Raw genomic sequence first — 20,989 nt, 5'->3', positions numbered from 1 at the left:
TCGGCGCTTACGTTATCCAAACACAACGGCGGGCCAGCAACCAATCAATGCATACCACGTCGAACGGCCGCCACTTCCGGACGCTCCTGTTCGTCATGGGCCTCGTCGAACAATCGGATGGCCGTGGTAGCGCGCGCCCCGAAGGCGGTCTGCAGCTCGCGGCGCTTGGCCGAGTAGGTCGCCGGGTTGTAGTCCTCCAGGAGCCGGGCCGCGAGCTCGGGGTTCTGGACTACCTCGTCGCGCAGCCGCGAAATCGAACCGCTCTGGATCTGCGCCGACTTCCTGCGCAGGTAGGTCGCCAGGAGATCGATGCCTGCAATCGTCGGCGAGAGCTGGCCGCGGTGGACGCTGCGGAGACGGCTGGAGATGGACGCGGCCGACAGGGCGGCATCGTAGCCAGCCCGCATGCCCTGCGCCGTCCCCGAGGATCCGGGCCGGCGGGCACGTGTGGCGCTGTTCGCGCCGGCCAGCGCATCGAACACGTCCGTGATGTCCCGGAGCTGCTCCGGCTTGTCGCGATACAGCACCTCGGCCACCGCCTTGGTCTGCGGGTCGTTCAGGAAGTCGTTGCCGCGCCGTCCGCTGATCTGCTTCGGCTGGTTCACCCCGCCGTCGACCGTGGCCCGATCCTTCAGCACCTCCCAGAACGCCGCCCGGGCGTGCTCCGGGTTCGTGCCTGCCGTCGCCAGGAGCCGTTCGGCCGCTTCCGCCGGCTTGGCTGCGCCGAGCACCGTACGCATTGAGCGAACCGTGCCGGCCTCGTCGTAGCGGAGATAGGCGGCCTCCGGTGAACGGCCCGGCGTCGTGAGATCGCGGCGGGTCGTGTCGGCGGCCGTGCGCGCCTCCGCTGCCGTACGGCTGGCCTGGCCGCCGGCCGTTAACTCGTCGCGCAAGCCGGGGAGTTGGTCGAGCAAGGTGGCGTGCCGGTCGAGATAGGCGCCGAGCTGGTCCGGCCGGTCCAGCAAACCGCGATCCCGGATGTTCGCCAGGAATTGGTCCCGGAGTGCCGGGCGCACGCGGGCATCGCCGCCGGCCTCGCTCATGAGCTGGCGCAGATCAGAGAGCCGGCCTTCCTCGGACTGCGCGAACCGGGGGGCGACGCCGCTGTCGGGCACATCGTAGACGCCCTGGCGCTCGCCGAGCACCTGCGCCACCGCGTTCTGCGGCCGCTCGAACCGATCGGCAAAGTCACGCCGGGCCGCGCGGGCCGCATCGTACTGGCCCCGCAGGCCCTCCGGAACGGCTTGGTCGAGATACTCGTCGAGCGCGGTCACGTGCTGGTCGATGATACGGGCCTCGGCCGGACGGTTGGCTGTGCGCGCGGCGCGCGCGTCGTCCGTCAGGGACGAGCGCAGCCCCGTGACCTCCCGGAGCGGCTGTCGGCTGTTGCCCGGCGCCGGCTCGCGCGTGATGGGTCGGCCCGAGGCGTCGAGAATGCCGGTATCGACCGGTCCGGCGGCCTCGGCCGGGCCGATCAGCCGATCCGGGATGCCGGCTTCGGCCGGACGGAAGCGCTGGCGCTCGGCCACGCTCAAGGCCTCGTCGATGCCGCTGAAGCGCTCGGCCAGCGGCGCCACGTCCACACTCGCGGTCGCCCGATTGATCGGCTCGTAGGCCTGGCGCACGCCGGCGCGCGCCTCGTCGGCCGCGCGCGCCAGGGCCGCCCGAATGTCGGCGCCGCGGGCTTCACCCGTCATGGTCGAGGCGAGGCGCTGCGCGTGCTCGTCGAGGGTCCGCTGCGCGATCTCGGCCTGGCTCTCGGCCGTGGCAACCCGCCGGTCGACGCCGCCTTGCAGGTCGGCGCGGAACTGGCCGGACGACCCCGTCGGCGCGAGCTCGGCCATGCGGTCGCCGATGGCTTGCTGGTTCGCGGCGCGCCGAACCGTATCGAGGCCGGGGTTGGCGGCCGTATGGCCGTAGACGTAGGCCGCCAGCCCGGGATCGCCGGAGCGGTCCGCGATGTCGGAGCGGTATCCCGGGATGGCCGATTCCGCCGCGGAGGTCCGGCGGAGTTGATCGGCCAGCGGCTGCGCATCGATGGCGCCGCGGTCGATACCGCTCGCCACCTGCGCCTGCGCATGGCCCGAATTGGCGATGATCTCGTGAGCGACGCTCTCGCGTGCGACGTCGTCGGCGAAGCGGGTCGAGCCGCGCGCGGCCGAGGCGAGCGAGCCGACGGCGCCGAGGATCGGTTTGGCGATGGCAAGGGCGCTGACGCCGGCGGCCGAACCGGCGAGATCCGAGATCGGATTGACGTCGTCACCGGTGACGGCGCGCGCGGCCTCATTGGCGATGCCGGCTCCGGTCCCGGCCGCGCCGGCGCCGAGGGCCTCGCGGGACAGCATGCCGGACGGGTTCGCGGCCGCGGCCTCGACGGGGCCGTAGGCCAGGGCCGCGAGCGGGTTCTCGCTCGTCGCCAGCGCCCGGGCGCCCTGGACGCCGAGACGGCCACCGGCGACGAGCGCGCCAGCCGCCGGAACGGCCGAGGCGCCGACTTCCTGGCCGACACGGTTCACGATGCGCTCGGCCGTGCCTTGCGGCTGGTACTCGCGGGCGCCGGCCGCGCGCGGGCCGGCCTGAATGATGTCGGAGGGCAGGAGCGGGTTGTCGCTGATCGGCCCGAAGGACGGCACTACCTCGCGGCCCATGATCTTGTTGACCAGGGCGCCGTTGATGTTGAGGAGCCGGGGCGCCTGGTTCACCGCCTGGACCGGCGCGTCGGCCAGCATGTTCAAGCCGGACACCACGCCCTGTGCTCCGGCCTTCGCCAGGCCGCCAACCGTCGACAGGAAGCCGCCGGCCTCGGCCGGTGCCGCGGGGGCAAGGGTGCGTCCCGATGGACCGCCGAACTTCGCCCGCATCGCGTTCGACATGACATCGTCGGACGTGCCGGCCGGGAACTCGACAATGCTCCCGTCCGGCGCGTCGACTTCGATGATCTTTGAGGCCGGCGGAGCGGGCGTGTTCAGGATCTCCCTGATTTCGTCGTCGGTCGCATCACCCGGAACACTGATACGGCGGCCTTCGAAGCTGATGACGCGGGCGGGCTTAGGCGCCGCTGCAGCCTGCGGCGCATCGGGAAAAGCGGAACGCCCTTTCGTCGAGCTTCGTCGCGTGCCCATGGGCCAATGATGGGAGGGATTGCCCCGTCCGGCGGAGTATCGAGCTCGGAAGGATCCGCATCGCCGAAGATGTCGATCGGTTCGACGTCGTCGAATACCGAGGACGCCGCTTCGCCCGCGGGAGCACCCGCAAGCGCCTCCTCTCCTGCAGTGATCGCAGCTGCCGCGGCGACCTCATCGAACCACGGCAGCGCGCATGCATCCGCTTTCTTGAACTTGCCCGTTGGGTCGGCTGCTTCCGCCAGCTCGAACAGCCAAGGGGCACCGACCGCAAACGGCGCTTTGATGCTCTTGTATGTCTGCTCCGGGTCGTCCTGCGGATCGGGGACGTTGGCTTTCTCGGCCCATTCCACGAAGAGCTCTAAGCCGCGTTCGTAGTCGTTCTGACAGGCGCCTCGCACAGCCGCAGCCATCTTGACGAACTTCGCCCGGCCGGGCGGCTCGTAGACATTGGGGATCAACCGCAGCGCTGCCCCGACTGTATCCGGATCGCCGGCGAGCGAACCTTGCGGCGTGTCGCGCCGGGCTCCCCCCTCTCGATAGATGGCCCCGGCCTCGGGCAGTAAGCCTTGGAGCGAAGCCATCAACCCGGAGATATACTCCGGTGCGCAAATCGGCAGGTCGCAGAGCGGGCGAAGCTTCTGCGTCCACTCGTACTCTCTGAGCGTGCCCGGGTGAATCGCCGAAGCGACGAACTGCTTTCCTTTTCCTAGAATCTCGACCACGCCGCCCGTGAAGCCGATCGACGTATATTCGACTTCGCCGCTACACCGTACGACGTACAGCGCCTTGGGCGCCTCTCCGACGCGGGTTGGTGCGTCCTTGAACAGGCCCTCGACCTGGGCATGAATGATGTCGGCGCAGGCCTGAACCTTCGTGTCGGCGTCGATGGCGTAGAGGTACGTGCCGTCATGCTGCAGCCCGGTTCGGATACCGATGCCGGCGCTCATACCGTGCCATTTCCGCAGATCTCTCTCCGTCGGCTCGGACACCTGCCAATTGGGGAGCGAAGACCAAAGGCCATCGGCGTGGCGGACACCGGGAACCTTGCCGATCTTTTTGCCCGGCTTCGACAGCACGGACCGAGGCGATAGGGGCGAGCCGGGGGGCACGATCGGGACAGTCAGCCAATAGCCGGCTTCCCGCAGCTTCTGGAATTTGTTGTTCGGAGACTGAGCGTTCATCGATCGCCCCCACTGAGGAAGGAAATCGTATTGTCGTGTGGCCCAGAGGGCGCTAGATTGGGGCGATCAAGCATAAGACGTCCTCGAACACTAATGCGGAACGGCCAGGAGTACCCTTGTGGCGAGGGTTTCTGGCCGTTTTGTTTATGAAGCTGTGTTGTCGACGATCAGTCTCAGGTAGGCGCCGCGACGGCGCGGTGGGCTGATCTGCACTCTTTCAGGGCCGAGCCGATCGATCAGAGCGGCGATGCTGCTGACGGTGACTTCAGTCGGGCTGCGGATAGGCGAGTGAAGGACTGCCAAGCTGCGATCGGTAATGCGGTCACGGACCCATGAGGTGGATCGGCGGAAGACGGCTGCGGTCTCGCGGACCGAGAGCGAATTGCGCTCGCGCCAGAGTTCGAGTTCGTTCGGGAGTGCGGGCATGCGCGGTCCTGCTGACGTGGCGGGATGGAAGCAGGCAGACCACCCGATCGACAGGATCGGCTCTTCGTCGCAGATCTCCGTCGCGGCCACGTGGAAGTCGAAGACCGTGCCGGCGACGGGCTTTTTCGCAAAAGCGGAGTAGTGGCGCTGGCTGCTCATGACGCCGCCCCCATCCATTCCCGGACGTCGCGCACGCGGTAGCGAGGCCGCCCCTCTACGACGGTGATGCGAGGGCCGCGGCCCTGCTTGGCCCAGACCTTCAGGGTGATGAGAGCAAAGCTGCTCACGGCCGCGAGTTGCCGGCGGGTGATCAGCGCTTCGCCAGGCAGTTTTTCGATATCCGGTACGGCACGCGGGCTTGCGCCGGCGCATGGGGCTGCGCTCGCTGACATACAGCTCTCCTGTGAGACGGACCGCGCATGCGTCGTCCATCATCGATGCGATGAAGATTGAGCCGCTTCAGGTTCGCAGGTTCACAGGTCATCAGGGCAGCGCGGCAACGTCAGTATATTAAAGTATTACTTGGTTTGTCAAGGTCTTAAGCGCCGCTCCGCAAGATGACATACAAGTGACATACAGCATCTTCTTTTCTAGTGCTTACTCAACGCGGTAGTCGATCCCACTCACGCGACATTGTCTAAGGCCGCCACTCGTTGCGCTTCGGCGGTTGCCGATAGCGACGCCACGAACGCACCCCACCGTTCGAAGGCATCCCGAAGGCGATCGAGCCCTTCGTCGCGATTGTAGATTGCTTCGAGATCCGCCCGCGCGTGCCCCAAGGCGAGTTCTGCGGTGTCCACATCGACACCGAGCCGAGACAAGCCGGTCCGGAAAGTCCTACGCAGATCGTGCAGCGTGAACTCGACACCGGACGCCTTCGTCAGGCCGGCAACCAGTTTCGTCCATCCGCTCATCGGGCCGCCGGTCCGGGCGGACGGGAAAACGAGGTCGGACCGGGCGTCCCGGCAGCAGAGATCCAGCAGGCTCTGTAGCTGGGCCGTCACGGGGACCTTGTGCCCGCGACCCTGCTTCACGAAGACCGGAGGCAGCTCGAATACGGTGGTGCCCGTGTTGAGCATCGCCCACGTGATGCCGGCCCCCTCCCCGCGCCGGCAGCCGGTGAGGATATAGAAGCGGATCAGCCGGCCGGCGGTCGAATCAGGATCGGCTGCGGCCCACACTTTGGCCAGGTCGGCGTCAGAGAGGGCTCGACCTTTCTCCGTCTTCGCGAGGCGGTCGGCTCGTGTGGCTCGCTCCTTCCGATGCCCAGCGAGCGGGTTCACCGGCAGCACCTTCGCGTCGGCAACGCACCAAGTTAGGAACGCCCGGCAGAGCGTGCGGAAATGCGCGGCCGCGCCATGCAGGCCCTTTTCCCTGATGGCGTCGGTGATCTTCGCGAACTCGGCGCCGGTGATGGTTGCCACGTCGCGATTCAGGAGTGGCGCCATCCTCGAGCGCAGCATGACCAGCACGTCCTTACGGTTCACGTACTGCCGTCGCTCGAGGTGCCGGTCGTAGCGATCGAGCAGGTCGCCCAGGCGAGCTTTCTCGCGAATGCGGTTCTGAGCTCGCGCGGCCAGGGGGTCAGCGCCCGACGCAATCCGTCCAAGCTCCACCTGGGCAAGCGTGCGCGCGGCAGACACTTTGGCGACCGCGCCGAGGGTCGCCAGCTTCATCTTCTTCGTGCAGGCGCATCGGCCAGCACCGGCCGGGCGGTAGGCGAGGATCCAGGTCTTGCCGGCGGGGCGAATGCGCAGACCGAAGCCGGAGACGTCGCTGTCCCAGAGCACCATGTCGATGGTGCCGGGCGGTAAAGCCGCCTTTGCGACGAGAGCATCGGTCAGCTTCTGTTTCATCGATCAGGACCCTGTGGGCAGCACATGGGCAGCACGGTTTCTACAAACCTGCCGAACGCCACATACCCCACGATATCCCGATTAAGTCAGTAGAAACAGAGTGTTGGGAGGTGCCGGATATACCTCTGCATACCCCTATGGACCGGGTGCGACACTATTCGTAATGAGGGGGTCGGGGGTTCGAATCCCTCTTGCGGCACCACTTCCTCCTTTCGCAGCACCACAATCATGCCGGTCGGTCGATCGGGATCGCGAAGTCTCGGCTCGCAGCGTGCCTCGAAAAGCGCATCGGCAAGGGAAGGCCCCTCCCGGTCACGACGCGATCGACCCGAAACCGAACCACCGCGCCGAGCGATCCTCGTCCGGAGGTCGACGGGATCGTCTGCGCGGCAGCGGGGCTGTCTTGCGGTCTGGAGGTCCGGTTGGCCCGTCTTCGCAGCGCCGGAGCGTTCGCGAACGGCAGCAATTAGACCGATACCCGTGCTGACGTAGCCAATCCGGCCGAGTGATTCCAGAACCTCGCGGTCGGACAGACGTCCAGCCGGTCCACCAACCGATCCAACCGCCTCGGACAAGGCACTTCGCGGGATCCCCGACGGTCAGGCATTCTGCGAAGCGGGCGTCCTCACAGGAAGCCGCCAATTCGGGCGGATGAAGTGACACGTATAGCCGTCGGGGCGGCGCTCAAGGTAATCTTGGTGCTCAGGCTCGGCCTCCCAGAAAGGCCCGACGGGAGCCAGTTCGGTGACGACCTTCCCGGGCCAGAGACCCGATGCATCGACATCGGCGATGGTCTCCGCGGCGACCCGGCGTTGAGCGTCATCGGTGTAATAGATCGCCGAGCGATAGCTCAGGCCACGATCGTTTCCCTGCCGATTCGGGGTTGTCGGATCGTGGATCTGAAAGAAGAATTCCAGCACCCGGCGAAAGCTCGTCCGCTCGGGATCGAAAATGATCTCGATCGCCTCCGCATGTGTGCCGTGGTTCGGGTAGGTTGCGTTCGGAACATCGCCCCCCGTATAGCCGACACGGGTCGACACGACGCCCTCCTGCCGCCGGATCAGGTCCTGCATCCCCCAGAAGCATCCTCCTGCGAGGACTGCGCGTTCATGGCTCATGGTTCCCTCTCTCCCGGATCGACGCCTGACGTCGCTGGTGAATAGATAGGGTGCCGCAGCGCCTTTTGCTGCCGTTCGATGATGTCGCGGGACACCGTCGCGATGAGTTTGGACCTGCCCGCCGCGTCGCGCGGTGCGGCGGGCAGGTGCAGTCAGGGTGTTTCGATATCCCCTACCCCGATGTGCGGGGTGACCGAGACGTCCCCCTAGAGGTACGGCCGGACTGCCAGACCGGGAAGCTGTCCTGCTCGGCATTCTCCTCCGGTGCAAAGGGGGTTGGCGGCCATACCCGCTGGAGACGCGGGTGATGTCGCCGCCGGGGGGTTGATGTCCACAGGGTACCGCGTCGGCAGCGACGCCCGCCAAATGCCTTAACGCACCGCGTAACCGTAGGCGAAGCAACGGCTTCGGCGAGCATAACAAGTGCAGCCAAAACGAAGCAACACGCGGATCCGTAGCGCCATCCAACCGGGTTTGCATGGTCTCCATCAAGTTGCGGCTAGATGCGGCTTGTAACGCGATGTCGAACCGGCATCTCACAACCGGAAAAACCGTGCCGTTCGGCACGTTGCCAGCGTTTGATCATTGGCATGTCGGAAGCGAGAATGGCGTAGAAGCCCGGATCGCTCCGCAACCACAGGAAGGGACCATGCGGCGGACGAATTCCCGCTCGGTCGGCTGATGGTCTAATCTGCCTGAAGAACCGTCGCAACGAGAGGTGACCGGGGACTGCATGACGTGCCCTTCGTGAGTATCACGCGCTTGAGAATCCGCTCGGTTCGGTTCCTGCCGGGCTTTGCCGTCCACGCCGTCCGCACGCAGAGACAGGCGCGGAAGGCGGCCGGGTTCCGGGCGGGATCAATCCTGGCCGACCATGCCTGGACCTTCTGGACCATGACGGTGTGGGACGACGAGGCTGCCATGCGCCGGTACATGATGGCCGGCGCGCATCGGCAGGCGATGCCGAAGCTGATCCATTGGTGTGACGAAGCTTCCTTGGTCCACTGGACGCAGCCCGGGGCCGGCCCACCATCCTGGGCCGAAGCGGATCAGCGGATGCGCGCGGACGGACGCCCGTCCCAGGTGCGGCACCCCAGTCCGCATCACGCAACTCTGGACTATCGTCCACCGCGCCTGACGCGGAGCGGGCCGATCAAACCCTCGGCACCATGAGGGACAGGCCCGCAAGCCGCCGTGGATGCAACCGCAACCGGCCACGTCGCATTGGGCGTGTTTCGGCGCACATCCGCGCGGGCGATCCGGGCGCATCACACCTGCGGCCGCCTTCGCCCCCTCGGCGGCCAGAACCAGCGGCGCAGCGGCCTCAAGGCCCTGCGCCGTTTGTGTTTAATCGGCGCCGCGGGGTGGATGGCCCGGCGGGCCGGACCGGTCGAACGTTCTGACGGCAGCGTGCTGGAGTACCCACGATGAGACTGCGCTCGGTCGTCGGATGGATCAGCGTTGGCGCGACACTCTTGAGCGGCGCGGGGCTCGAGGCACGGGAGCGCCCCTCGTCGGAGGTGACGGGCTGGGTGTCGGCGGTCCTCGCGAAGATCGATATGGTCGAGCGGGGCCCAGCCCCCGCCGGCCGCAAGCGCGGGCGCCGAACGGTGGTGGTGCGGGTCCAGATCGCGGCCGACGGCTTCGTCAATCGGGTGGAGGTCGAGCGGAGTTCCGGCGTGCCGGATCTCGATGAGCGGGCACGGAGCCGGGTCCGGGCAGCCGGGCCGTTCGGCCCGCCGCCCGCGCCGCTTCTGACCCCAGCCGGCACCACGGAACTCAGCTTCCCGCTCCAGGTGCAGCGGTGAGATTACAGGCGTGCGGCGCGGTCAGGCGCCGGACCGGACAGGACCGCCGCGAGGGAGGCATCGACTTGCCCGACGGGGTCGGTTGGCACCGGATGGACGCCGATCAGCAGGGTCCGTTGCGTCCGCATGATCTTGAGGAGGCGCTCGGTCCGGCGCAATGCGTCCTGCGCGTCGGTCGGGTCCTGTTCCTCGGCGAGGAGAACGGCGATCCGGATCATCTGGTCGACCCGGCGCTCCTCGGCCGTGGCGATGATCCGCTCCAGGGCCGCCAGCCCCTCCTCCAACGCCGCTCTCATGGGACCCCCTCGGAGCCTCGGTGAGCGGACAGGGTCCGGCATCGGGCCGGAGCGCGCATTCACGATTGTTGGTCGCCGAGCGATTTCGCGCCGCGGCGCAGGCCGCGGGCGGCTCACGGCGTCCCGAGATGCGGGAGCCAGAGGGCCAGGGCGAGGAGGCTTGCCAGCAGGACCGGCGGCGTGATGAGGAGGCCGACCCGCATGTACTGGCCCCAGGTGATGCGGTGGCCCTTGGCGTCGAGGACGTGCAGCCACAGCAGGGTCGCGAGACTGCCGATCGGCGTGAATTTCGGGCCGAGATCGCAGCCTATGACGTTGGCGTAGATCATCAATTCGCGGGTCAGGGGCGACAGGTCGGGGGCCTGCTGGATCGCCAGCGCCCCCACCAGGACGCTCGGCATGTTGTTCATCACGGAGGACAGCAGGGCGGCGGCGATGCCCGTGCCGAGGGTGGCGACCACCGGGCCGGCCTGGGCGAGCCGGACCAGGCCCTGGGCGAGGAGTTCGGTGAGGCCGGCATTCTTCAGGCCGTAGACCACGAGGTACATGCCGAGGCTGAACAGCACGATCTGCCAGGGGGCCCCGGCGAGGACCTTCCGCAGGGGAATCACGCCGCTGCGATTCGCGAGGGCGAGCAGAAGGAGCGCGCCGGCACCGGTGACGGCGGAGACCGGGACGCCGAACGGGGCGGTGACGAAGTAGGCGCCGAGGAGCACGGCGAGAAGCGGGAAGGCCGCCCGGAACACGCGGGCGTCGCGGATGGCGGAGGCCGGCGGGTCCAGACGGTATACCGCGTAGGTCGTGTCGAGGTCGCGCCGGTAGAATAGCCACAGCACCGCGAGGGTCGCGGCCAGGGACACGAGGTTCACCGGCCCCATCACGGCGGCGTAGCGGCCGAAGGAAATGCCGAAGACATTCGCCGAAACGATGTTGACGAGATTCGAGATGACCAGCGGCAGGCTGGTCGAATCGGCGACGAACCCGCAGCCGACGATGAAGGCCATCGCGGCCGCCGGCGGGAAATCCAGCCGGAGCAGGATCGCCAGCACGATCGGGGTGAGCAGCAGGGCGGCCCCGTCATTGGCGAAGACCGCCGCGATGGCGGCGCCGAGCAGGATCACCAGGGGGAACAGCCGGCGACCGCGACCGCCGCCCCAGCGGGCGACGTGCAGGGCGGCCCATTGGAAGAAGCCCGCCGCGTCGAGGAGGAGGGAGATCACGATCAGCGCCACGAAGGTGAAGGTGGCGTCCCAGACGATGTGCCAGACCACCGGGATGTCGCCGGGCTGGATCACGCCGGTGGCCAGGGCGACGGCGGCCCCCGCGAGGGCGCTCCATCCGATCCCGAGCCCTCGCGGCTGGACGATGACGAGGACCAGGGTGACGACGAAGATGGCGAGGGCGAGCATCGGCGTTTCTTGTTGGTGTCGCGACGAAATCTTGCGAGTTCTTTCACCCGGGCGAGTTCTTTCACCGGGGCGAGGTCTTGCTCCCCGGCGAGGTCTTGCTCCCGGGCGGGATCAGAGGCTCGTGGCCGGCCGCCCCTGGGCATCGACAACGGGGGCACCATCCTCCTTGGCGAAGGCCCCCCGCTGCGGCGGGAGCAGGGCGAGCACGGTCTCGGAGGGTCGGCACAGGGCGACGCCCAGGGGGCTCACCACCAGGGGCCGGTTGAGGAGGATCGGGTGCGCCGCGATGGCGTCGAGGAGTTGGTCGTCGCTGAGCGTCGGGTCGTCGAGGCCGAGTTCGGCATAGGGCGTGCCCTTCTCGCGCAGGAGATCGCGGAGGGTGAGGCCCGCCCGCTCCGCGAGGCGGCGCAGCAGCGCGCCGGTCGGGGGCGATTTGAGGTACTCGACGACGTGCGGCTCGAGGCCGGCGTTGCGGATGAGGCCGAGGGTGTTGCGGGACGTGCCGCAGGCCGGGTTGTGGTAGATGACGACGTCCATCAGGCGGGCTCCGGGCAGCAGGTCGAGAGGGCGGCGACGGCGGGGGCGCAGACCTCGGGGCGGCCCTGACAGCAATCGCGCATCAGGAACTGGATCAGCGCCGACAGGTCCGGGTAGGCGGCGCGGTAGCGGATCGAGCGGCCTTCGCGCTGCGCGGTGACGAGGCCGGCGCGGCTCAGTTCCTTGAGGTGGAACGACAGGTTGGTCGCAGAGACCCCGACCGCCTCCGCGAGCAGCCCCGCCGCCAGGCCGTCCGGCCCGGCGGTGACGAGGCGGCGCACGATGCGCAGGCGGTGCTCCTGGCCGAGGGCGGAGAAGGCGGCGACGGCTTGCCCCTCGTCCATCATGATGTCAATGTTTCAAACATCATTGAAACGTAGAGGATGCCGAGCCCTTGGACAAGACCGATCCGAACACGACCGATGGGGACGAGACCGATCGCGCCGGGCCCCCGCGGCCCTTCGCCGATGGCCTGCCGGCCTTGAGCGCGGCGCATTTCGCGGTCCCGACCTCCGCCGACCTCGGGATCCGCCAAGCCTTCACCCACGCGCCGCGCTTCCTCATCCTCTACGGGTCCCTGCGGGAGCGCTCGTTCAGCCGGTTCCTGGCCTACGAGGCGGCGCGCCTCCTGGAGGCCATGGGCGGCGAGGTGCGGATCTACCACGCGCACGGCCTGCCGCTGCCGGACGACGCGACCGCCGACCATCCCAAGGTGCAGGAACTGCGCTTCCTCTCGATCTGGTCCGAGGGCCAGGTCTGGGTCAGCCCCGAGCGCCACGGGGCCATGACCGGCGTGATGAAGGCCCAGGTCGACTGGCTGCCCCTGTCGGAGGGCTCGGTGCGCCCGACCCAGGGGCGGACCCTGGCGGTGATGCAGGTTTCCGGCGGCTCGCAATCCTTCAACGCAGTCAACGGCCTGCGCGTCCTGGGGCGCTGGATGCGGATGATCACCATCCCGAACCAGTCCTCGGTGCCGATGGCCTACCGGGAGTTCGACGCCGCCGGCCGGATGAATCCGGGGCCGCTCTACGACCGGGTGGTCGATGTCTGCGAGGAACTCGTGAAGTTCACGCTTCTGACCCGCGAGCGGGCCGATTACCTCGTCGACCGCTACTCGGAGCGCAAGGAGCGGGAGCCGGAGCGGCTCCGGGCGGTGGCGGCGGATATCGGCTTCACGAAGCGGCCCGCCTGAGGCCCCGTGGCGAAGCGCCCGCGGGGTCGAACCAGGGCGGCGCTTGGCCGTTGTGGCACGAAGGGTCCAAGGCGGAAAGGCGACATGGCAGAGCCATCGGAGATCACGGCGCAGGCGATCGCGGCGCACATGGAGGTGCGATCGTCGGACGGACTGCATGTCGGGACGGTCGACCACATGGAGGGCGATACCCTCATCAAGCTGACGCGGTCCGATCCGGCGGCCCATGGCCGCCACCACCTGCTGCCGCTGTCCTGGGTCGAGCGGGTTGACGAGCAGGTCCACCTCACCGCCACGGCGGCCGATGTCCGGGGCTACTGGGAAGATGCCGGCTGAGCGCCCTCCCGCCGGGCGACCTTTCGCCCGGTCGCCGGCCGCGCCATCGACCCTAGTTCCCCGCTGAGCGCGGCAGAACCGCCCCCACGATCAGGACGCCCTCGGACATCATGGAACGGCCCAGCGTCATCGTCGGCATCCACGGCTTGGCCAACAAGCCGCCGGTCGATGAGAAGACGCGCTGGTGGCGGGACGCCATCGCCGAGGGCCTGGCGCGCAACGAGGGCGTCGACGGCGCCGCGTTCACCTTCGCCTTCGTCTACTGGGCCGACCTGCGCTACGAGACGCCGCTGGCCAGCGACGACCTCGCCGAGCCCTACCGCCCCCAGGCGACCTCCGACCCTCTCCCCGCCGAGGAGGATGCACCGAGGCTGACGGGTCAGGACGTGCTGGCCACCCTGTATGCCGGGATCGACCGCATCGAGGGGCTGACGGGGGTCACCCTCGTCGACGACGTCATCCTGGAGCACCGCTTCGACGATCTCTGGCACTACCACGGCGAACGCGCCTTCGCGGCGGAGGTCCGGACCCGCCTGAGCGAGCGCCTCGCCGCATTTCGCGACCACCGCATCCTGCTGGTCGCCCATTCCATGGGCTCGGTGATCGCCTACGACGTCCTGCGGCAGCTGGAGCGCGACGCGCCGGACCTGCGCGTCGACCATCTGATCACGGTCGGCTCGCCCCTCGGTCTCGCGAAGGTGAAGATGAAGATCGCGAGCGAATTCGGCGCCACCCGGGTGCCGAACAATCTGAAGCATTGGACCAACCTCGCCGACGGCAACGACATCGCCACCGTCACCGGCACCCTGGCGGAGGATTACGCTCCCAGCGACACCGGGGTCGCCATCGCCGATCACCGGGTGGTGAACGATTACCGGCGGCCCACGGGCGAGGCGAACCACCACAAATCCTACGGCTACCTGCGCACGCCGGAGTTTTCGCGGATCGCGAGCGGGTTTCTGGAGACCGGGGTGGTCGGACGGCGTCGGTGACCGGCCGCCCCTGCGAGACACAACGAGCTCCCTCTCCCAGAAGGAGACGAGACCCGCACAGGACGCCGGACGGTGGTTGGGAGGTCTTGCGACCACCGAAGGGAACCGGTCGTCCGTTCACGGCACTCCGTCCACGAAAAAGGGGACGCCGCGTGGCGTCCCCCGATCCGTCGGTTCTTGGCTGGCGCTCAGCGCTGGCCGGCGTGGTCGCCGTCGCGCAGGGCGCCGGTCGGCTCCTGCACGTGGGCCTCGAGGAACCAGAGCTGCTTGTCGACGCCGCGCGACACCTCGGTGAGGAGGTCGGCGGTGCCGGCGTCACCGGCCTCGTCGGTGTCGTCGATGTTCTGACGCACCGCGTTGGCGTAGACGCCGTAGCGGTCGATCAGTGCGGCCAAGTGGTCGGCGATCGCGTAGGCGTCGAGGGGGTAGGCCTTCAGCTGCGAGGCCGATGCGACCGCCTGGGCGGTGCCGCGGGCGGTGCCGCCGAGCTGGGTGATGCGCTCCGCGACCTTGTCGTTATAGTCGTCGAGCTCGGTCCGGAATCCGTCGAGCATCTCGTGGATGCCGATGAACTGCGGTCCCTTCAGGTTCCAGTGCGCCTGCTTCACGTCGAGGGCGAGGTCGATCCCGTCCGACAGGCGCGCGTTGAGCACCTCGATCGAAACCTTCTTCGCGTTGGACTTCGTGCCGTTCTGGGTCTCGTGGAGACGCTGGTTTCCGGCTTGGGTCTTGGAATCGGCCATTCGGTTCGTCCTTCAAGTCTCATGGAAGGCGCGTCGCTCATCCCGCAGCCTGCGCGGTCGCGACGCCGAGCCTCCGATGTCGGCGGAACATGATCTCGGGCAGGCGGGATGCGCCGCCCGTGCGATCAGTCTGCCCCATCAACGACAGGCCCCGGCCCATGTTCCTGGCCCTGTGGTCGCGCATCCCTGATCTGCGGGGATCACACCCCGCGGCATGCGATTCCCGCATGGGCCGGCCGATCCGATCCGGCCCGAATCCCGCACGACCGGGCCGGCGCGGCACGGGCGGGCGATCGTCAACCATAAATTGGCTTTCGCGCCACCGGCGCGAACGGCCACGCTAAAACGGCGTTGGCCCCGGAGAGGCCGGACTGACAGTCCAAGGCGCTCCCCTGATCTTGAACGACGACTCTTTGTCGCTGGCCCGACCGCGAAACGACTCGCCGAGGGGCCCACAATTCGGGGCGATGCATGGTGGTCGACGGGTTCTGCCGCAACGCAATCAAACTTGGTAAGATCTTGGTGAACGGCAGTTTACAATGCTTGTCGTTCCGCGGTGTGAAATCTTAAAGGACACGCTGTTATTCTTGCAAAACACCGACGATCACGTCACGATCGTCTCGCTCTTCGCCGGCAGCCCCGCTGCCATTCTCCGTGGCTTGGCATCCTGCGATGATGGAACCAGAAGTCGCACAGCGTCGCCCGACCACAGCGCTTCCGGACCGGCGGGATACGCCCGCGGGCCCCGTCACGGCCGCGCCCCTGCGCATCCTCGTGGTTCACAACCGCTATCAGGTGCGCGGTGGCGAGGATTCGGTGGTGGCCCAGGAGGTGGCGAGCCTGCGCCGCGCCGGGCAGGTCGTGGAGACCCTGTTCTTCGACAATGCCGCGATCCGGACGGGCTGGGACCGGCTGCGCACCGCCTACGAAGCGCCGCACGCCCCGCGCGGGATCGCCGCCGTGGTGGAGGCCGTCCGCGCCTTCCGCCCCGACGTGGTGCACGCGCACAACGTCTTCCCGCAGGTGTCGCCGGGCATGCACGCCGCGGTCCGGGCCGAGGGGGTCGCCACCGTCCAGACCCTGCACAACTTCCGCGTGACCTGCGCCAACGGCATCCTCATGCGCGAGTCCCGCCCCTGCGAGGATTGCGTGACCGGCTCGCCCTACCAGGCGGTGCGTCACGCCTGCTATCGCGGGTCCCGCCTGGGGTCCCTGGCCGTGGCGCGGATGATCGACGTGCACCGGCGCGCCGGCACCTGGGAACGGGACGTCGACCGCTTCATCGCGCTGACGCCCTTCGCCCGCACCCGCTTCCTCGCCGCCGGGCTGCCGGAGAGCCGCATCCGCATCAAGCCCAACGGTTTGGCCGATCCGGGCCTCGACGCGCGCGGCCCCCGGGCCGGCATCCTGTTCGTCGGACGGCTCGTGCCCGAGAAGGGTGTCGGCACCCTGAGGGCGGCCGCGCGCCTGACCCGGGCCCCGATCACCGTCATCGGCGAAGGGCCCGAGGCGGACGCCCTCGCCCGCGAGCCCGGCCTGACCCTGCTCGGCCCGCAGGACCCCACGGCCGTGCAGGCCGCGATGGCGCGGGCGGCCGCCCTGGTGGTGCCCTCGCACTGGTACGAGGGCCTGCCGATGGTGATCGCCGAGGCGTTCAGCCTCGGCACGCCGGTGGTCGCCGCGCGCATCGGCGCCCTCGCCGACCTCGTGACGGAGGGCCGCACCGGCCTCCTCGTCCCGCCCCGCGATCCCGACGCCCTCGCCCAGGCCCTCGACCGGATCGTCGACGACCCGGACGCCGCGCGGGCGATGGGGCGCCACGCCCGCCTCGCCTACGAGCGCGACTGGACCGAGGACGCCGTCACCGCGCGCGCCCTCGCGATCTACCGCGAAGCCATCGCCACCCGTTCCGCCGCCATGCCCCGGGCTGCCGCATGACGCGCCCCCTGACTTCGCGCCCTCTGACTTCGCGCCCTCTGACTTCGCGCCCTCTCACACCGGACCATGACATGCCCGTGCGCGCCTGGGGCCACGACCCGGACGTCCCCCACTTCCTCCTCGGCGGCGTTCCGATCTCGATCACCGACATGGCCGGCCTGGTCGCCGCGCTCCGGCGCCGCCTGAGCCGGCAGGCTCCGGCGCCCGGGACCTTCGTGGTCTTCCGCGACGCCCACGGCATCGTGCGGGCACAGGACGAGCCGGAGGTGCGCGCCGCCCACGACGCCGCCCTGCTGGTCTGCGCCGACGGGCGGCCCCTCGCCTGGGTCGGGCGCCTGCGCGGCCACACGGCCATCGCGCAGGTGCCGGGCATCGAATCGGTCGAGGCGGTGTGCCGCGCGGGACTCGAGGCGGGTTGGCGCCACTACTTCCTCGGCGGCGGGCCGGGGGTCGCCGAGAAGCTCGCCGCCGAGATGGCCCGGCGCGCGCCGGGCCTCGCCGTGGCGGGGGCCGAGACCCTGCCCTACCGGCCGCTCACGGAGCCCGAGGCCCAGGACCTCTACGCGCGCCTGCGCGCCAACGGCACCCAGATCCTCTGGATCGGCCTGAGCACGCCCAAGCAGGAACTCTTCATGCAGGCGCACACGCCCGCCCTGCCCGGCGTCATCGCCATGGGGGTCGGGGCCGCCTTCGACGTGAACATCGGCACGATCCCGCGCGCGCCCCGGCTGATGACCTGGTGCGGCCTCGAATGGCTCTACCGGCTGATCCAGGAGCCCCGGCGCCTGCGCGCCCGCTACGCCCAGGTGGTGCCGCGCTTCCTCGCCATCGTGGCCCTCGACCGGGCCCGCTGCGCCAAGCGCGCCCCGCGCCCGGGCGGGGTCCGGCCGGTCTGAGACCGGGCGCCCCTCAGCCGACGACGGGGGCCAATGCCGCGCGATAGGCCCCCGTCGCGGCCTCGAGGGAGAACCGCGCCAGGGCCGGGACGGCCCGGGTGCGATAGGTCGCGCGCCGGGCGGGATCGTCGAGGAGCGCGAGGGCCGCCTCGGCCCAGCCCGCCACCGTCAGGGGGCGGACCTCGCCGCAATCCCAGGCCGCCACGAGCTCGCGCGCCGCGCCCGAATGCGGCGAGGCCAGCACCGCCGCGCCGCTCTGCAGGGCCTCCTGCAGCACGATGCCCCAGACGTCACCGCGGCTCGGGAACAGGAAGAGGCGCGCCGAGGCGTAGACGGCCCCGAGGTCGGCCTGCTGCACGAAGCCGTCGAACTGGGCCGCGATCCCGGCCGCCGCCAGCCGCGACTCCATCTCCGCCCGCAGGGGGCCGTCGCCCGCGACCCGGACCCGCAGGGTCCGGCCCCGGGCCTGGCAGGCAAGGACGACGTCGGTGAAGAAGCGCGCGCCCTTCACGTCCTCGTTCAGGATGCCGCAGAACAGGAGGTCGTAGGGGCGCTCCGTCTCCGGCGTCGTGGCGGCCGGGCCGGGCTCCCAGGCGGGGAAGAGCGGCGCCAGGGCGAGGCGGTCGGCGGGGAGGCCGTAGCCTTGGAGGAGCGCGAGGCTGCCGGCGCTCGCTCCGAGGCCGAAGCGCGCCCCCGGCACCAGCAGGCGCCGCATCGCCCGGTGCGGCCGCGAGCGCCGGCCCGGATCGGTCTCCGGCACCCCGTCGGTGCGCAGGCCGTAGGGCACCCCGAGCCACCGCGCCGCGGCGGCGGCCATCAGCATGGTGGGGGCGAAGTCGTTGACGACGACGAGGCTGGGCCGCAGGGCCGCGAGACGCGGCACGATGGCGGGGTTGATGTAGAGGTTGCTCACGGCGCTGCGGTACCAGCGCAGCCCCGGCACCACGGCGAAGCGATAGGCCTCGGGCTCGGGCATCTCCCAGTGCCGGGCCGCCTCCCGGGCACTGCAAGCGAGGACGTGGAGCGGCCGGTCCAGGGTCGCTCCCAGGCGCTCATAGAGGCGGTGCATGTAGGGCGCGCGGGCGCCGATCACGATGACGACGGGTCCGTCGCGGCGCCCGGATGCGCGGCGGCTCATCGCGTGGATCATCGGGCGGCGCGCGTCGGCCCGCCCACGAGGGCATCGATCTGGTAGAGCCCCCAGGCGGGTTCGAGGACGTGGCGGGGCATCAGCAGCAGATCCTCCGGGCCCCGGGCCACGCCCCGGCGGGTGGTGTGGAAGCTGTGGTAGCCGGCGTCGCGGGCAAGGGCCGGGTCGCGGCCCGGGTCGAAGTCGGTGCCGGCCACGCCCCAGGGGCAGGCGAAGTGCCGGACCGGACGGCCGGTCATCGCCTCCAAGTCCCGGCGCGACCGACCCAGTTCCCCGGCGACCTCCGTCGCCGCGAGACGCCCGAGGTTGCGGTGGCTCGCCGAATGCGACCCGACGTCGAGCCCGGCGGCGAGCCAGTCGGCCACGGCGGCGCGGTCCATGTAGCCGGCCCGGTCCCCGCCGGGGGGCGCGTCGACCCAGTCGCTGACCAGGAACACAATCGCGGGGATCGACAGCGCCCGCAGCACGGGGAGCGCCACCCCGTGGGTGTCGGCGTAGCCGTCGTCGAAGCTGACGAGGAAGTGGCGGCCCTGCCCGGCCGTGCCGTTCGCGACGAGGTCGGCGGCCCGGTCCGCCGTGACGAACGTGCCGTGGCGGCCGAGGAAGCACATCTGCCGGGCGAAGCCCGCCTGCTCGCCCGGCGCGACATGATGGTAGCACAGGGTGTAGAGACCCGCCGGCGCCGCCGCCATCGACCGGGACAGCGCCCGCACCCGCAGGGCCGCCTCGCGCAGGACGGGCGTGTCGCGGATGAAGTGTTCGAGCGTCCTCGGCATCCCGGGACGTTAGCAGCTTCGCGGCCGGGCGGCACGGAGGGGACACCGATCCCCGGCAGCATTCGCCAACAGCGTTAAATTAAGGATCTTCGCAGTCTGGGCGGGAGATCTCCGGTCCGCAAGGAAGGGATGACAAGCGTTTCGCCGTAGGAAGGCCCGTCCCCGCGAGGGATGCGTCGAGGACACGAGATATGAAGCTCCGATGAGCGCGGTACTGAGCATCCGTCCCTGCCTGGATCCGGCCGTCTGGGACGAAGCGATCTGGGCTCTGCCGAACGGCAACGTCTTCGCCTCGTGGATGTGGGGCGCGTACAAGTCTCAGGTCGGCTGGGCCGTGACGCGTCTCATCGTGCGCGACGCCAGCGAGGCGCCGGTGGGGCTGATCCAGGTTCAGGTGAAGCGCCGGGGCTTCGTGCGGTTCGTCCTGCTCCAGGGCTGCCCGCTCCTCACCGAGAAGGGCGAGAAGCACGCCGAGGCGGTGGTCGCCCTCCTGCTGGAGCACCTCGCCCTCGGGCGCCTCGATCTCCTGGCGGTGAGCTTCGAGCACTTCCAGTCCGACGCCATCCTCCTCGCCCTGCTGGGCCACGGCTTCGTGCCGGCGCAGTCGGCCAAGTACTTCACCCTGGAACTCGACCTCACGGGGGGCACCGCGCCGCTCCTGCAGGCGATGGACCAGCGCTGGCGCAAGGCCCTGCGCAAGGCCGAGCGCAACCCGGATCTCACCACCCGCTTCCTCACCGACCTCGACGAGCGCCTCGCGGCCTTCGACGCGTTCTGGACGATGTACGGCGCGCTGCAGGCCCAGAAGGGATTCCGCGACAGCCTCGACGGGCCGCTCTTCCGCGACCTCGTCGCGCGCGATCCCCATCACCGCATCCTGGAGGTGCGGGAGAAGGGCGAGCGCGTCCTGGTGCGGATCGCCCACGTCTCGGGCCGGCGCTTCACCGATTTCTACACGGCCTCGAACGACCGGGCCCGGGCCTGCGCCGCGCCCACCCTGGCGGTCTGGCGCTTCGTCGAGCAGGCCCATGCGGAGGGCCGCGAGACCTTCGACTTCGGCGGCATCGACCCGGCGGGCAACCGCGGCGTGTTCGAGTTCAAGCACGGCCTGAGCAAGCGGCCGGCCCTGAGCGGCCCGCGCTGGATCTATGGCCGCACCCCCCGCCTGCGGGATGCCGCGGCGGCGTTCCTGTCCTATCGCTGAGCGAGG

The 20,989-nt window shown here is 69.6% G+C and carries 21 protein-coding genes; 8 read left to right on the top strand and 13 right to left on the bottom strand.

Features of this window, described 5'->3' with window-relative positions; translation table 11 throughout:
• Positions 1-44: 44 nt before the first annotated feature.
• The 6 genes from ASF18_RS16235 to msrA form a co-directional block, all read right to left on the bottom strand.
• Positions 45-2,873 (bottom strand): hypothetical protein, encoded by a 2,829-nt coding sequence (locus ASF18_RS16235; RefSeq protein WP_056353075.1) that lies wholly within the window; start codon positions 2,871-2,873, stop codon positions 45-47.
• Positions 2,874-2,965: 92 nt separating this feature from the next.
• On the bottom strand, positions 2,966-4,306 hold the full coding sequence (locus tag ASF18_RS16230; protein ID WP_156649885.1) for a bifunctional DNA primase/polymerase: 1,341 nt from the start codon (positions 4,304-4,306) through the stop codon (positions 2,966-2,968).
• A 144-nt stretch (positions 4,307-4,450) separates the two neighbouring features.
• Positions 4,451-4,891 carry a hypothetical protein gene (locus ASF18_RS16225; RefSeq protein ID WP_156649882.1) on the bottom strand — a complete coding sequence of 147 codons (441 nt, stop codon included), beginning with the start codon at positions 4,889-4,891 and terminating at the stop codon, positions 4,451-4,453.
• Entirely contained in the window at positions 4,888-5,019 is a 132-nt protein-coding gene (locus ASF18_RS25090; RefSeq protein ID WP_280138942.1) for a hypothetical protein, read from the bottom strand. Before ASF18_RS25090 ends, ASF18_RS16225 begins: the two co-directional genes overlap by 4 nt.
• Before the next feature lie 336 nt (positions 5,020-5,355).
• On the bottom strand, positions 5,356-6,588 hold the full coding sequence (locus ASF18_RS16220) for a tyrosine-type recombinase/integrase (RefSeq protein ID WP_056353068.1): 1,233 nt from the start codon (positions 6,586-6,588) through the stop codon (positions 5,356-5,358).
• Between the two features lie 599 nt (positions 6,589-7,187).
• Positions 7,188-7,706 (bottom strand): peptide-methionine (S)-S-oxide reductase MsrA, encoded by a 519-nt coding sequence (gene msrA, locus ASF18_RS16215; protein WP_056270717.1) that lies wholly within the window; start codon positions 7,704-7,706, stop codon positions 7,188-7,190.
• 747 nt (positions 7,707-8,453) lie between these two features.
• Between msrA and ASF18_RS16210 the strand changes: the two genes are divergently transcribed.
• Both ASF18_RS16210 and ASF18_RS16205 read left to right on the top strand, forming a co-directional pair.
• Positions 8,454-8,879: a DUF3291 domain-containing protein gene (locus tag ASF18_RS16210; RefSeq protein ID WP_244472734.1), complete on the top strand. Its 426-nt coding sequence runs from the start codon at positions 8,454-8,456 to the stop codon at positions 8,877-8,879.
• A gap of 254 nt (positions 8,880-9,133) precedes the next feature.
• Positions 9,134-9,514: a TonB family protein gene (locus ASF18_RS16205; protein ID WP_056353064.1), complete on the top strand. Its 381-nt coding sequence runs from the start codon at positions 9,134-9,136 to the stop codon at positions 9,512-9,514.
• Between the two features lie 2 nt (positions 9,515-9,516).
• Here ASF18_RS16205 and ASF18_RS16200 read toward each other — a convergent pair whose 3' ends face one another.
• The 4 genes from ASF18_RS16200 to ASF18_RS16185 form a co-directional block, all read right to left on the bottom strand.
• On the bottom strand, positions 9,517-9,810 hold the full coding sequence (locus ASF18_RS16200) for a hypothetical protein (protein WP_156649877.1): 294 nt from the start codon (positions 9,808-9,810) through the stop codon (positions 9,517-9,519).
• A gap of 113 nt (positions 9,811-9,923) precedes the next feature.
• Positions 9,924-11,219, bottom strand: a complete 1,296-nt coding sequence (locus tag ASF18_RS16195) for an arsenic transporter (RefSeq protein WP_056353061.1) — start codon at positions 11,217-11,219, stop codon at positions 9,924-9,926.
• A gap of 111 nt (positions 11,220-11,330) precedes the next feature.
• Positions 11,331-11,756, bottom strand: a complete 426-nt coding sequence (arsC, locus tag ASF18_RS16190) for an arsenate reductase (glutaredoxin) (protein ID WP_056353059.1) — start codon at positions 11,754-11,756, stop codon at positions 11,331-11,333.
• Positions 11,756-12,103: a metalloregulator ArsR/SmtB family transcription factor gene (locus ASF18_RS16185; RefSeq protein ID WP_056353056.1), complete on the bottom strand. Its 348-nt coding sequence runs from the start codon at positions 12,101-12,103 to the stop codon at positions 11,756-11,758. The genes arsC and ASF18_RS16185 overlap by 1 nt, the downstream gene beginning before the upstream one ends.
• Before the next feature lie 47 nt (positions 12,104-12,150).
• Here ASF18_RS16185 and arsH point away from each other — a divergent pair, with 47 nt between their 5' ends.
• The 3 genes from arsH to ASF18_RS16170 all read left to right on the top strand — a co-directional run bounded on the left by arsH (position 12,151) and on the right by ASF18_RS16170 (position 14,276).
• Positions 12,151-12,948 (top strand): arsenical resistance protein ArsH, encoded by a 798-nt coding sequence (gene arsH, locus ASF18_RS16180; RefSeq protein ID WP_056353054.1) that lies wholly within the window; start codon positions 12,151-12,153, stop codon positions 12,946-12,948.
• Between the two features lie 84 nt (positions 12,949-13,032).
• Positions 13,033-13,284, top strand: coding sequence for a DUF2171 domain-containing protein (locus ASF18_RS16175; RefSeq protein WP_056212438.1), 252 nt, complete (start codon positions 13,033-13,035; stop codon positions 13,282-13,284).
• Between the two features lie 110 nt (positions 13,285-13,394).
• A complete protein-coding gene (locus ASF18_RS16170) occupies positions 13,395-14,276 on the top strand; it encodes a hypothetical protein (protein WP_056353052.1) in 882 nt (293 codons plus the stop codon).
• A gap of 188 nt (positions 14,277-14,464) precedes the next feature.
• Here the strand turns inward: ASF18_RS16170 and dps are convergent, their stop codons facing one another.
• Positions 14,465-15,019: a DNA starvation/stationary phase protection protein Dps gene (gene dps, locus ASF18_RS16165; RefSeq protein WP_056270740.1), complete on the bottom strand. Its 555-nt coding sequence runs from the start codon at positions 15,017-15,019 to the stop codon at positions 14,465-14,467.
• 672 nt (positions 15,020-15,691) lie between these two features.
• Between dps and ASF18_RS16160 the strand changes: the two genes are divergently transcribed.
• Together ASF18_RS16160 and ASF18_RS16155 are read left to right on the top strand one after the other, a co-directional pair.
• Entirely contained in the window at positions 15,692-16,957 is a 1,266-nt protein-coding gene (locus ASF18_RS16160; RefSeq protein WP_244472733.1) for a glycosyltransferase family 4 protein, read from the top strand.
• Between the two features lie 71 nt (positions 16,958-17,028).
• Positions 17,029-17,853, top strand: coding sequence for a WecB/TagA/CpsF family glycosyltransferase (locus tag ASF18_RS16155; RefSeq protein WP_056212444.1), 825 nt, complete (start codon positions 17,029-17,031; stop codon positions 17,851-17,853).
• A gap of 13 nt (positions 17,854-17,866) precedes the next feature.
• Here ASF18_RS16155 and ASF18_RS16150 read toward each other — a convergent pair whose 3' ends face one another.
• Positions 17,867-18,991 carry a glycosyltransferase family 4 protein gene (locus ASF18_RS16150; protein ID WP_056354456.1) on the bottom strand — a complete coding sequence of 375 codons (1,125 nt, stop codon included), beginning with the start codon at positions 18,989-18,991 and terminating at the stop codon, positions 17,867-17,869.
• 8 nt (positions 18,992-18,999) lie between these two features.
• On the bottom strand, positions 19,000-19,779 hold the full coding sequence (locus tag ASF18_RS16145) for a polysaccharide deacetylase family protein (protein ID WP_056353051.1): 780 nt from the start codon (positions 19,777-19,779) through the stop codon (positions 19,000-19,002).
• A gap of 202 nt (positions 19,780-19,981) precedes the next feature.
• On the opposite strand from ASF18_RS16145, the gene ASF18_RS16140 reads away from it, so the two are divergent.
• Positions 19,982-20,983 (top strand): GNAT family N-acetyltransferase, encoded by a 1,002-nt coding sequence (locus ASF18_RS16140; RefSeq protein WP_056212449.1) that lies wholly within the window; start codon positions 19,982-19,984, stop codon positions 20,981-20,983.
• Positions 20,984-20,989 lie beyond the last annotated feature (6 nt).

The sequence above is a fragment of the Methylobacterium sp. Leaf89 genome, from assembly GCF_001422215.1.
Taxonomy (GTDB): Bacteria; Pseudomonadota; Alphaproteobacteria; order Rhizobiales; family Beijerinckiaceae; genus Methylobacterium.
The sequence above is the reverse complement of the archived record's forward strand: the minus strand, read 5'-3'. Positions and strand labels throughout refer to the sequence as shown.

Coding starts and splice junctions, on each gene's coding strand:
- ASF18_RS16235 (WP_056353075.1), bottom strand. CDS start 2,873: ATGTCGAACGCGATGCGGGCGAAGTTCGGCGGTCCATCGGGACGCACC.
- ASF18_RS16230 (WP_156649885.1), bottom strand. CDS start 4,306: ATGAACGCTCAGTCTCCGAACAACAAATTCCAGAAGCTGCGGGAAGCC.
- ASF18_RS16225 (WP_156649882.1), bottom strand. CDS start 4,891: ATGAGCAGCCAGCGCCACTACTCCGCTTTTGCGAAAAAGCCCGTCGCC.
- ASF18_RS16220 (WP_056353068.1), bottom strand. CDS start 6,588: ATGAAACAGAAGCTGACCGATGCTCTCGTCGCAAAGGCGGCTTTACCG.
- msrA (WP_056270717.1), bottom strand. CDS start 7,706: ATGAGCCATGAACGCGCAGTCCTCGCAGGAGGATGCTTCTGGGGGATG.
- ASF18_RS16205 (WP_056353064.1), top strand. CDS start 9,134: ATGAGACTGCGCTCGGTCGTCGGATGGATCAGCGTTGGCGCGACACTC.
- ASF18_RS16200 (WP_156649877.1), bottom strand. CDS start 9,810: ATGAGAGCGGCGTTGGAGGAGGGGCTGGCGGCCCTGGAGCGGATCATC.
- ASF18_RS16195 (WP_056353061.1), bottom strand. CDS start 11,219: ATGCTCGCCCTCGCCATCTTCGTCGTCACCCTGGTCCTCGTCATCGTC.
- arsC (WP_056353059.1), bottom strand. CDS start 11,756: ATGGACGTCGTCATCTACCACAACCCGGCCTGCGGCACGTCCCGCAAC.
- ASF18_RS16185 (WP_056353056.1), bottom strand. CDS start 12,103: ATGATGGACGAGGGGCAAGCCGTCGCCGCCTTCTCCGCCCTCGGCCAG.
- ASF18_RS16175 (WP_056212438.1), top strand. CDS start 13,033: ATGGCAGAGCCATCGGAGATCACGGCGCAGGCGATCGCGGCGCACATG.
- ASF18_RS16170 (WP_056353052.1), top strand. CDS start 13,395: ATGGAACGGCCCAGCGTCATCGTCGGCATCCACGGCTTGGCCAACAAG.
- dps (WP_056270740.1), bottom strand. CDS start 15,019: ATGGCCGATTCCAAGACCCAAGCCGGAAACCAGCGTCTCCACGAGACC.
- ASF18_RS16160 (WP_244472733.1), top strand. CDS start 15,692: ATGATGGAACCAGAAGTCGCACAGCGTCGCCCGACCACAGCGCTTCCG.
- ASF18_RS16155 (WP_056212444.1), top strand. CDS start 17,029: ATGCCCGTGCGCGCCTGGGGCCACGACCCGGACGTCCCCCACTTCCTC.
- ASF18_RS16150 (WP_056354456.1), bottom strand. CDS start 18,991: ATGAGCCGCCGCGCATCCGGGCGCCGCGACGGACCCGTCGTCATCGTG.
- ASF18_RS16145 (WP_056353051.1), bottom strand. CDS start 19,779: ATGCCGAGGACGCTCGAACACTTCATCCGCGACACGCCCGTCCTGCGC.
- ASF18_RS16140 (WP_056212449.1), top strand. CDS start 19,982: ATGAGCGCGGTACTGAGCATCCGTCCCTGCCTGGATCCGGCCGTCTGG.